Origin of the sequence: Shewanella sp. TC10 (assembly GCF_009663145.1) — a bacterium.
Taxonomy (GTDB): Bacteria; Pseudomonadota; Gammaproteobacteria; order Enterobacterales; family Shewanellaceae; genus Shewanella.
The window spans coordinates 1-11,489 of sequence record NZ_VKHR01000093.1 but is presented as its reverse complement, the minus strand read 5'-3'; the positions used below and the strand labels follow the sequence as shown (position 1 = coordinate 11,489).

At 40.5% G+C, this 11,489-nt stretch carries 8 protein-coding genes and 1 pseudogene; 7 read left to right on the top strand and 2 right to left on the bottom strand.

From position 1 onward, the window contains the following. Window positions 1-28: 28 nt before the first annotated feature. Window positions 29-244: pseudogene (locus FNZ24_RS20785) on the top strand (integrase core domain-containing protein); the annotation flags it as partial. 799 nt (window positions 245-1,043) lie between these two features. Here FNZ24_RS20785 and FNZ24_RS20780 read toward each other — a convergent pair. Further along, window positions 1,044-1,775 carry a Crp/Fnr family transcriptional regulator gene (locus FNZ24_RS20780; RefSeq protein ID WP_153916701.1) on the bottom strand — a complete coding sequence of 244 codons (732 nt, stop codon included), beginning with the start codon at window positions 1,773-1,775 and terminating at the stop codon, window positions 1,044-1,046. Between the two features lie 266 nt (window positions 1,776-2,041). On the opposite strand from FNZ24_RS20780, the gene FNZ24_RS20775 reads away from it, so the two are divergent. From FNZ24_RS20775 to FNZ24_RS20750, 6 genes are all read left to right on the top strand, one after another. After that, window positions 2,042-2,962 carry a DmsE family decaheme c-type cytochrome gene (locus FNZ24_RS20775; protein ID WP_153916700.1) on the top strand — a complete coding sequence of 307 codons (921 nt, stop codon included), beginning with the start codon at window positions 2,042-2,044 and terminating at the stop codon, window positions 2,960-2,962. Between the two features lie 10 nt (window positions 2,963-2,972). Then, a complete protein-coding gene (locus tag FNZ24_RS20770; protein WP_194945116.1) occupies window positions 2,973-5,006 on the top strand; it encodes an MtrB/PioB family decaheme-associated outer membrane protein in 2,034 nt (677 codons plus the stop codon). Window positions 5,007-5,025: 19 nt separating this feature from the next. Further along, window positions 5,026-7,539, top strand: a complete 2,514-nt coding sequence (locus tag FNZ24_RS20765; protein WP_153916698.1) for a molybdopterin-dependent oxidoreductase — start codon at window positions 5,026-5,028, stop codon at window positions 7,537-7,539. A 15-nt stretch (window positions 7,540-7,554) separates the two neighbouring features. Continuing rightward, window positions 7,555-8,190, top strand: a complete 636-nt coding sequence (locus FNZ24_RS20760; protein ID WP_153916697.1) for a DMSO/selenate family reductase complex B subunit — start codon at window positions 7,555-7,557, stop codon at window positions 8,188-8,190. Window positions 8,191-8,559: 369 nt separating this feature from the next. Then, window positions 8,560-9,165, top strand: a complete 606-nt coding sequence (locus FNZ24_RS20755; RefSeq protein WP_153916696.1) for a TorD/DmsD family molecular chaperone — start codon at window positions 8,560-8,562, stop codon at window positions 9,163-9,165. A 172-nt stretch (window positions 9,166-9,337) separates the two neighbouring features. Beyond that, window positions 9,338-9,817, top strand: a complete 480-nt coding sequence (locus FNZ24_RS20750; protein WP_153916695.1) for a hypothetical protein — start codon at window positions 9,338-9,340, stop codon at window positions 9,815-9,817. A gap of 457 nt (window positions 9,818-10,274) precedes the next feature. On the opposite strand, the gene FNZ24_RS20745 is transcribed toward FNZ24_RS20750, so the two are convergent. Further along, window positions 10,275-10,517, bottom strand: coding sequence for a hypothetical protein (locus FNZ24_RS20745; RefSeq protein ID WP_228768573.1), 243 nt, complete (start codon window positions 10,515-10,517; stop codon window positions 10,275-10,277). Between the last annotated feature and the right edge of the window lie 972 nt (window positions 10,518-11,489).

Genomic DNA, 11,489 nt, shown 5'->3' with positions numbered 1-11,489 from the left:
GCTCATGCTCTGATTGATTTGGTATWTCCAGAGCATGAGCCGCCGTGGTAATTGCTGGGATAATGCCGTAATGGAGCGTTTTTTTAGGAGCTATAAAACGGAATGGATGCCAAAGAACGGATATCAACATTTTAATGAAGCAAAACATGATGTGCTGAACTACATATTGAAACATTACAATACAAAACGCGGGCATAGTTACAATAATTATATGACCCCAACGGCAGCTGAAATGGCGGCATGATAATAACTCCCCTAAGCGTGTACAGATTTACTTGACCACATCAGCTGCCACCTTTAACCGATTCTGCCAAGAAGAACGCGGATAAACCCAAAGGATGCGTAAAATGAGCTTTTACGCATCGATAATTTTGTAACATTCGAGAAAGCCCATACATATCAATCTACTGCGATTTTTTTAAAGTTTTGTATAGACCTCGTAAACAAAGACGTATTCTTTCTCCGGCAGTATTTTGAACATTACTTACGTATTTACGAAAATATTCGATTTACAACAAGGGCTTAGCGGTGTTATCTTTGTAGTTTTAATTGAGTGGCCTGGAACATTATTGTTCTGCTATTGAATAAGCTGTTATATGCCTAAATTAAGCTCCAATTCTCATGAGGTTGTATGAAAACGAATGATAAAAAAGGACAATTTCCTTAGCTGATACAACAAATCATGAACATGAGTATTGCAATAAAGTCCTTTCAGATGGGCGAATAAACTGAGGTGAAAGAGCACATATAGTTGGGGTTAGTGGTCCAAGGGCAAAAGTACCTTTTAATGGTAATAAAAATGGCTATGATAATTTGATGTAGCTTTGTAGAGATCATCATAAGATAATTGATCACCCTACAAATCTTGAAAAATATACTGTTAATATTCTTCATGAAATGAAGAGCCGACATGAAAATAGAATCTAATAATCTAATAATCTAATAATCTAATAATCTAATAAACTAATAAACTAATAAACTAATAAACTAATAAACTAATAAACTAATAAACTAATAAACTAATAAACTAATAAATTGATTTGTTATATACATCTTTCTCCATGCTCAATTATCTTATCTATCGTTGATAGCGCTGTTCCTTTATTCAAGGCGATAAGTTTTTCATAAGAAATTAGTTTTATAGTTGAATAACTATGTTCAATGATTTTCAATGAAATAAGTTCATTGACAGCTTTACTGTAGTACTGTCGAGTAGTGCCAGATAAAGAAGCTGCATCTTCAATTGATATATCTAATGTATCAATATTAATTGGGCGCAAAGCCTTAAAATATAATGATAACATTAAAATAATATGCTCTCGCTTAGATAGTTGGGAACGAAGCATCATCATATCGAAAACTTTGTGTGTCACATTTACTTCGGTAAACTTAACAAAATTCATGAAAGTTAGCCATTTATCTTTATTACTTTGTAAAGTGGTCTCATCTATAAAGAATAAATCAAGATCATTTAATGCTTGGATGTTACCATTGGACTTAATGGTTTCAATTTCACGTATTAAAGAGCCTGGAGCCAGTATTGTTGTGGACAGTTTTTCTTTGCTAGATAATTTTTTGGAATATAGAACATTTCCTCGGCTAATAACAAAAACTCCAGGACCATAATTATCTTGACTAATGCTTTTACCTTTTTTCAAAAAAACTCTTTTAGATGAAGATAAAATAGCTGTTAACTCTTGATAAGAAAATTCAATATTAAACACTTTCTTATAAATCTCTTTTAGTGAAAAAAGAGTGCTTTTATTTTTAATCATTTTATATTCCTATCTTATTACACTTTAAAGATTTCAAAAAATAATATCAAAGTCAACGACCATAACCCGTAACATAATATTCCTCACAACTTTTATAAAGTGGGGTAAGTAACCTTTAACTTACACCCCATTTTATAAAAATCTTCAACACTCATCACAAATTTAAGATACTAAAAAATTACAATGTAACCTACATTACATTTTCTGCTGATTTACAAATGCAACATATAGTCTACTTGCTGAAAAATAACAGTGAGCAATGGACTATGAAAAAAAACTTTATTATCTCCTTCAGCTTTTTACTTGGCTGGCTTATTTGCGGCCCCGTATCTGCAAGTGAATCCCAGCTGATTGAGAAATTCCAACAGGGGGCTTATTCCAAACAAGGTGCTGATGGTTGTTTACGTTGTCACGGCCGTGATGAAGCGGTGACAGAGTTATTTCTTTCGCCTCACGGTAGTCTCGACACCGCCTCTTCACCGATGGCAAAACTGCAGTGTGAAACATGCCATGGCCCCCAAGGAAAGCATAGAGGTAAGAACGAGCCGATGATTAACTTTGGTGACAAAGCTAACGTGTCGTCGACACTGCAGGACTCGGTATGCCTTTCTTGCCATCAAAATACTCACCGCATGAACTGGGACGGCAGTGATCATGAGCGTGCAGATATTGCCTGTGCCGATTGTCATAACGTCCACTCTGCTAGCGATCCTATATTAGCGCCAACGTCACAAGCACAAGAATGTGCAACATGCCATCGCCGAGAGCAGGCCGACTTTAACAAGCGCTCAGCGCACCCGTTAGCAGATGTTCATATGGGCAGTGAAATGACCTGTACTTCTTGTCATAGCGCCCATGGCAGCCTGACGGAATCTTCACTAAAGGCCACCTCAATTAATGATGCTTGCTATCAATGTCATGCTGAAAAACGTGGGCCCTACCTTTGGGAGCATGCGCCGGTTGTTGAAGATTGCACCACCTGTCACTCGGCACACGGCAGTGTTAACGAAGCGATGCTTGACCGCCGAGCACCACAGCTCTGTCAGAGTTGTCATGCCAGTGATGGGCATGCCTCTCGTGCTTATAGCGAATCAGGCAATGCGTTTGTTAGCGGACAAAGTTGTTTGAACTGCCACAGCCAGATTCATGGCTCTAACCATCCATCAGGCAGCTTACTGCAGAAATAAGGAGTCGAAGATGTTGAAGTATACACTCACCGCAATGGCGGTTATGAGTTCCATTAGTGTGACACATGCAGCGAGCTTTGCCTTATCAGATGTGCAACTTGAGCATTTAAATAAAAGTAATTGGAGTTGTGATAGATGTGTTTCTGGTGAAGCCACTGGCACAGTTGGCCTCAGTGTGGGATATACCGACAGTCAGGATGAGGTTGTGACTAACCGTTGGGGGACTGGAGATGGTGCTGCAATTGGTGTCAATGCTGATAGCACTATCAAAGCGGGTGAACATACCCTTAAGTTACAAGCCAACCAATTGGGCATGGATAGCGGATTTGGTGGTGTGCAGTTGCGTAATGGTAACGTTAAGGTGGCTGCTGATTATGGTCGTTTACGCCATTATGATGCGCTAACCACGACGACCTTGTTATTTGATGGCAACAACCTTGTTGATGTTAGTGAGCAAAGGCCTGTTCACCTCAAGCAGGAACGCGAGCGTTTTGCTTTTGGCGGGGAATATTTAGATAGGTTTGCCCACCTTGGCTGGCGCAGTTACGCCCACTATGAAAATGAGAGCAAAACTGGTTATAAGCGCAGCTCCGCAAACTTAGTTAGCTCAGCGGCGAATATTGCCTCGCCCGTCGATCATACAGTGCAACAATTTAACGCTGGGTCAGAATTAGTGGGTGAGCAGTGGCTTGCTGGAGTTAATTACTATGGTTCGCTGTTTGAAAATAATGTGCACGGGTTAATGAATGGCGAACGTGTAGCTTATAAAGCGATGGACCCAGATAATGAATCACATCAATTGAGCGTTAACGGGCAATACTTATTTAAGCCTTATCAAACGCGACTAAGTGGCCGCTTTGTTCGTGGCTGGCAGTATCAAAACGAGACTCAATATGTTGACTTTGATGCAGCGCCAGTAGGCATTACTCACCTCAATGGCGAAGTAGAGACAACCCAAGCGGATTTACGCTTAACTAGCCGGATTAATCAGGTTAGTTTTTCGGCGCGCTATCGCTACAGCGATAGAGAAAACACTACCCCTGTTTATGGTTTTACCCAAGACATTGTCATCGATGACTTTAATGGTCGTACGCGATACAACACGTCATTAGATATTACCCGAAATCAATATGCGTTCGATGCACAGTGGCGAGCAATGGCGAGGTTGAACTTTGAATTGGGTTATAAAAATCACAGTACGGAGCGCATTAACAGTGACTATGCCCAGCCTAATGTAAATGGCTTTGTACGCGAAGAAACAGATGAACAATCACTTTACCTAACGGCAAGGTTAAATCACTTTGAGCAGTGGGATATCAGCGCCACGGTTGAGCAGAGTGAGCGTAGTGGTTCAAGTTATCAAGCCAATGAATCTACCTCAAGTGAGGACAACGCGTTACTGCGCAAGTATTACCTAGCAGACCGTGACCGCACAGAAGTGCGAATAGATGTGAGTTATATGCCGCTAGAAGCGCTGACGTTAGATGCCAGCATCAAGTACGCCGATGACGATTATACCGACTCAAGTATTGGACTACTTAGCGCCGAAGATATGAGTTATGACCTAACGGCAAGCTTACAACTAAGCAAAAAACTCAATCTATATCTTGCGGGTGGGCAGCAGCGCATTGAAGCAGAGCAAGCGGGCTCACAATCATTTAGCACACCTGATTGGCGTTACAGCAATAAGGATAATTTCGATTATCTGTCGACAGGCATGAAATACAGCGGGTTGATGGACGATCGATTGACGCTAGGTTTGGAGTATCAATACTTTGAGTCAGACAGTGTGACTAAAGTGGATGATGTCAACGACTACGGTGACTACGTGCAATGGAGTCACAATGCCAACTTATACGGTATTTATCAGCTCAATGCGAAAACCGATTTACGAGCTGATTATCGCTACGAGCGATATGTCGAAACCGACTACGCCAACAACCAGTCTTACGATAATTCAAGTTCATTATTTCAAAGTCTGGGCGATCTTGGACATAACAACGTCGCGCACCAGGTGATGCTGACGCTTACTTATAAGATGTAATAAAAAGAAGGAAAACAACATGGAAATGCAAAGACGCGACTTCCTGAAATTAAGTGCTGCAGCAGGGGCTGTCACCGTTGTGACAGGTTGTGGTAAAGATTTGCAAACGACAAATCCAGAGGTGCCAGAGGAAACTATTACCTATGGCCGTGCAATTTGTCAGCCAAACTGTGGAACTTATTGCCCGCTTCGCACAGAGATTAAAGACGGCCGCGCTACCGCTATTTTACTAGAAGACCCTGACGGGGTTGAAAATGAGCGACGTTATATTAACTGTTTACGTGGTCGTTCGAACATTCAAAAAAATTATCATAAAGATCGCATAACTTATCCGATGAAGCGTGTTGGCTCAAGAGGTAGTGGGCAATTTGAACGTATATCTTGGGAACAGGCAATCAGTGAAATCTGTGCCAAATTAGAACAGCAATACGCAATTAATGAACAAGGTCGCACTATTTATTGGAGTTATGCCAGTGCCGGTGTCAGTGCGGTCAACAGCTTCAACGCCCTCAAAAGTGTACTTTACGCCAAAGGCGGTATGCTAGGGGCATTTACCAAAGGTGGCTACAGTGCGCAATGCCGAAACTTTATTCTGCCGTATATGTTTGGCCCAAGCCTTAATTTAGGATCATCCAGTACTTCAGAGGCTAAACACTCCGATTTGATTGTGTCGTTCGGGTTCAATCCAGTTGAAACAAACGGCGCAGGTCATCAAGGCGGTCCGCAGTACAACGAGATAAAGAAAGACGTACCCATTATCTCTTTTGACCCTCGCTATAATGATAGCTTCATTGGTGCTAATGGTGAGCATCACTTTATCCGACCAGGTACTGACGCCGCATTTATTGAGGCAATGATCTATCATCTATTGGTTGAAGATGATGGTAGATATGTTGCTTCAGATTTTTTACGTGATAAATGTTATGGCTTCTATGCCGAGCCAGAAATGGCGGATCCACATAACCCTGGTCAAGTTTTACCTGCTGTCGCTTATGAGGATTGTTATGAAGCTCATATTCGTGGTGATGGCACTGATGGGTCTGGTGCAAAAACGCCTGAATGGGCAGCACCTATTTGTGGTATCCCAGAAGAAACCATCCGAGATTTAGCACAGCGGATCGCTCAAGCTCAAGCCCCGTATATAACGTGTGGATTAGGTTTACAGCGTCAAGTTAATGGAGAGGACAACTTAAGAGCTGTATCAACATTATGTGCGGTGATTGGTGCTATTGGTAATCGAGGGAATACTGCAGGAGGCTGGATTGGCACCGCTCGTTTGAACTTCACTGATCTTCATTATTACTGGCAACCAAATCAGGCCGTGCCTAATGCTGGGGTTAACTACTTTAGCTGGGTAAAAGCGATTACGAATCCAGAAGAAGTCACAGTTCTTAATGGTGAGTTGTCGTTACCTGCAGATGAATTAGATGAAAATGGCGATGGCAAACTCGAGCATGGTATTCGAGCTGTATTTTGCCAGGGTGGCAACCCGGTTAATCAGCATGCTGATTCCAACAACGCTAGACAGGCATTAGCGAATGAGGAGCAGGTTGATTTAGTTGTTGTTATTGAACATCACATGACCGCAACAGCAGAGATGGCCGACTACCTATTACCAGAAACTAGTTGGTTAGAAACACGCGATATGTCACCAGGGCACTATGGCTGGGGCGCTGACTCTTATGGTCATTGGGCAACCAAAAATGAGCTTGAGCCGATGGGTGAGTCTAAGCAAGCTTATGATATTGCACTTGCAATTGCTAAAGGCTTGGGCGTGGAGAGTGAATTTACCGGCGGTATGAGCCTAGACGACCTATTTGAATATGTTTATCAAAACAACCATAAAAGGGGCTCTGCTGATTTCCCTGCGACTTATAAAGAGTACGTAGATGCAGGCATTATTTACGCGGATTTTGCAAATAATGACTTATCTGTTGAAGCGGCCTATATGCATAACCCGCTATACAAGTATGTCAATGAGGGAGATGTTTTAAATACTTCATCAGGCAAGATTGACATCTATTCGCATGGTTTACGCGAGTTGTCAGAGAAACGTAACCGTCCAGAAAACTGGTATGAAAAACACGATAATTACATCAATGCCATTCCTAAGTACATGGTAGCTCCAGAGACGTTTGAGGATGATTCTGTAGAGTTTGCTGACTTCCCATTACAAGCCGTTGGTTTTCATGGAAAAGGACAAGCTCACTCGACTTTCTTTAATGTTCCTTGGTTGCGTGAGGCTTCAGAGCATGCTGTTTGGGTAAACCCAGTTGATGTTCCATCTGGCGCAGTTTCCGGAGGCAGAGTACAGGTGCATTCAGCTAGAGGTTCAATTGAGATAAACCTGAAAGTCACCACACGCATGATGCCTGGTGTGGTAGCGCTACCTCAAGGTGGTTGGTTTAAAGCAAATGCCCAAGGTGTAGATGTTGGAGGCTGCATGAATACGCTGACTCAAGACACTATTCCTTCAGCAGTTGGCGTGGGTAATCCACAGCAAACCAATCGTGTCAGAATCACAACAGTTTAAATGGGGTAAATAATAATGACGACTTCAAAGAAATACGGATTCTATTTTGATGCAGAAAAATGCAGTGGCTGTAAAACATGCCAGGTTATTTGCAAAGACAAGTTTCAGGCCAACCCTGGAGTTTCACCGCGTCGGGTCTATGAGTATGCTGGCGGTGATGTCATTGCCTTAGGTGATGGTACCTTTAAAAATAATGTTTTCGCCTATTATACTTCCGTAGGTTGTAACCACTGTGATGAGCCTGTTTGTGTGAAAGCTTGCCCGACAGGAGCTTGTTTTAAAGAAAAGGAAACAGGTTTAGTAAGTATAGAGCAAAGTCTCTGTATTGGGTGTAGTTCTTGCGCACAAGCTTGTCCTTACGATGCTCCTCAATTAGACACCTCACGAAAAGTCATGGTGAAATGCGATGGTTGTTATGAAGAAGTTAAACAAGGCAAGCCACCTCTATGTGTGCAAGGTTGTACCCAAAGGGCAATGGATTTTGGGGATATGGATGAATTAATGAGTAAATATCCAAATGCCCAGCGCGCGAATTTTGCACCTTTGCCACAAGAGTCAATCACCACCCCCAATTTGTTAATTAACCCCTGTAACCAGGCTCGTCCATCAGGCTCTAGTGATGGTGCAATAAATAACTGGAATGAAGTATAGGACCTTCCTTTAATTAGATTGCTGAAACAATTTAACGCATCAGTTTCTGGTGCGTTATTTTAGGTTATAACCCGGTTAATATTTAAAATTGACTAGATATGATAACTGAATCTCAGTTTCAGGGTAAATATGGATAAAAATGTAAACTAGAGGACAATCCAGCATGAATAGAGCTCATAAACTTTTTTATGATGAAGTACAAGATATTTATCTTTCAGTGGCTTTTTAAACAGCAAAATTCATATTTCTTGAGAGTTTTGTTTTTAGTTCTAAATAAACGCTGTGGGAAACATAGTCAATAAAGCTATAGCTAAAAAATGTTTAACAATGTTCTGTATTGGTTAGAAACTGATTTTACTAGGGGTAAAAATGAATAAGCAAGAATTTGTTTTAGCATTAAGGATACTACACAACGTTTTTTACAATGAACCATTACAGCAGTACATTGACACAATTAGAGATAATCAAGTATTGAGTTTATGGTCCAGTGTTGATGATCTAGACATTATTAGGACTGCATGCGATGAAATTAATCATTCTATTGCTGCTGACGGTTTTGAAAAAATAAAAAGGGATTATTATCGATTATTTTTAGGACCAGGACCTGTTTTTGCGTACCAAAATGGATCGGTTTATACAGATCGAGAAAACTTGCTATTTGGCGATACGACTATGAAGTTTAAAAGCTTCTGTGATAGATACGTTGAAATGGAGTTGGATTGTAATAGGCCACCAGATCATTTGGGATTGATGCTCGCAATTCTAGCAGAGCTTTTTGAAGCTGAAATGGAAGAGCAAGTTGATGAAATCCTCACAAAACATCTAATGCCTTGGGGACCTAGAATGCTCAGTCTAGTTATAGAAAATGCAAATACAGACTACTTCAAAGGTTTTGCAATTCTGAGTTCAAGGCTACTGAACGAACTAGTTTCAAGTAGGAATATAAAAGTTGAAGAGTTAGAGCTTTACTTTTAGGTGGTTTGGTAACATTTAAATAAAATTTTGGACTCCATAGTTAGCATTCGGAAGGAAGGAGCGGTTTTACCCTCGTGATGCTAAATTTTTTATTTGGTGATACTTCACTTGCTGCTAGACATTGCGACATATGAAATCGAATATAACAGACTTCTATATAGTGGAGTATAAAATGCCTGACCGCCGAACCTTGGGAAAGTACTATTGGGATATTGCAGCAATCGCCGAAAAGCTAGATTCTATCATTCTGAAAGATTCGAAGGTATTCAGCTTATTCAAAGGTGCAGCTTCATTGAGTGACACTACCAATCGGTTGGTAAGAGTTGTGATGCAAGAGCAACCAGAGATCTTTAAAGACGGCTCCCTAAGCGATGAAACAATTCTTAGAGCCTTGAGTGTCAGCTTTAGTCATATGGTTATGAAAAGCCTTGAACAGGGCAGTCTGCCCCAAAAGGAACATTTAATATGCACTCTAGCACTTCACTTTGCAGAAAAAAACTATGAACCGCCTTTGAAGCAAGAGCTGAAGGATGTTTGCCTGAAAATTATCACCCTTCATCAACAATGGAGTGTACAAATAGCCCAACAACGTCACGCTCAGCGGAATATGTTGAGAACCGATAATATATCTGGTGGATTAACGGCTAATTAGGAAGGTAAATAATTAAGTTGTTGAAATTTATATTAAATATGAAGGAGGTTGAATCGCTTTACTAAAAAATTACGTTTTACATATTATCCTTTAGGTATGTTGGTGTTTACACCTTCCCTGCAACTAACTCTCATCAAGTTAGTTTTCCCCTTTAAAGGTTGACTCTCATCAGGTTGGCTTTTTAAGCGCTGCATAATTTGCAGCGCTTTTTTTCCCATTTTTGTCTCACTTTGGAATGTTTATACATATTGGGGACTTCCATGACAACGCCAATACATGCTCACATAATATCTAACTCAATGAGACAGGCTTGTTCTTGGTTTGTTGATAGCGCATTAGTTCAGGATTTCTGCATAGAAGCTCTTAAATGTGTATGCAAAATCATTTTTTGTAATATCGAGAAAACTTTTCATGTTACAGACCAACCCGACTGACTCAACATCATTAGATATCCTTTTTAAGTTAATTCCTTTATCGCAGGAATGTCAGCTGCCCAATCAAATTTCCATAGTTTGGCTCGGCTGAGCCTGCGTGAATCTAAATGCTTAGTAAGTATCACTTCTTTTGCCGCTTCTAGTAATTGACTAGCTTCTAATTTTTCACCAGATAATCTCCATTTATAGATAATATAGTCAAGTTTTACTGCACCAAGTCTAACAGCTAGGTATTTACCGTGGCACTGAATGATGGCTGCGATCACTTCTATATGTTTTTCATTTTATGTTGATGCACTCATAAGAGCAGTGACTTGATTGGTGAGTAATGCTGCATCTTTTGCTAAGTCGATGACGTGCATTTTATTTTGGCAATTATGGCACAAGCGGCATTATTATCTGGTGTCGAGGATTGCCTAAAACTAGTCAGATCGAGTTGTCCTCAAATGTTCTAGGTTGTGGTTTTGATGAATACCAAGGTAAGGTCATTAAGCATTTTGTATCGCAGGAGAGCATACAATGGCACTACTCTCAGTTCAAAGATCGTTAATCGTTCATTCAGTTTGCTAAGACTTAGCAAACTGAATGAACCAAACATTTGTAGGTCATTGGATACTAGAAGTTCTCTGAAAACAAAATATTATCCAATTTTTTATAACCCATTTCTGTTCAGAACTAAGAGAGACAAATTCTAATTCAGTGGTCAGGTTTCGTTAAGTACTGCAGGTGATAGTTTCACGCAGTGAATCCACCACCTTGCTAAGCTCTTAGCGAAAAAGTGTTAAGATAAGCAGACAGGTTACTAAAAGCTGCCTTTTATTTTACATATCGCGTCTAGAGTGTAAGAAAAGAAGTTGCACTGATGTTGTTCATTCTTGCTATATCTACTCTTTCACTCACTCACTCGCATGGTGGCTTAGGTTATTACATGAGTTTCCGTTCTAATTTGAGCTTGCTCGCCAGTTGGCTAATAGCAACTGAGTGTTAAGTTTGAGTACAAAAGTATATAGGCCTCTTGATACTGCAAAGTATTAAGAGGTCTTTTTTTATGGTTTTCTAAAGCGCTTGATAAAGCCAAAGCTCATTAAAATACTCTCCACCAATAGAAAATAAGTGAGTCACATATGGTGCGTTGAACCTAGTATGTCAACTCATACTAGCCAGCACATCACCATTCCCTTTGCTGTTGCGGCTTTATCGCCCTAAGCTAGAAAAATCCCTGSATAAGCAGGGATTTT

Coding starts and splice junctions, on each gene's coding strand:
- FNZ24_RS20750 (WP_153916695.1), top strand. CDS start 9,338: ATGCCTGACCGCCGAACCTTGGGAAAGTACTATTGGGATATTGCAGCA.
- FNZ24_RS20755 (WP_153916696.1), top strand. CDS start 8,560: ATGAATAAGCAAGAATTTGTTTTAGCATTAAGGATACTACACAACGTT.
- FNZ24_RS20775 (WP_153916700.1), top strand. CDS start 2,042: ATGAAAAAAAACTTTATTATCTCCTTCAGCTTTTTACTTGGCTGGCTT.
- FNZ24_RS20760 (WP_153916697.1), top strand. CDS start 7,555: ATGACGACTTCAAAGAAATACGGATTCTATTTTGATGCAGAAAAATGC.
- FNZ24_RS20780 (WP_153916701.1), bottom strand. CDS start 1,775: ATGATTAAAAATAAAAGCACTCTTTTTTCACTAAAAGAGATTTATAAG.
- FNZ24_RS20765 (WP_153916698.1), top strand. CDS start 5,026: ATGGAAATGCAAAGACGCGACTTCCTGAAATTAAGTGCTGCAGCAGGG.
- FNZ24_RS20770 (WP_194945116.1), top strand. CDS start 2,973: ATGTTGAAGTATACACTCACCGCAATGGCGGTTATGAGTTCCATTAGT.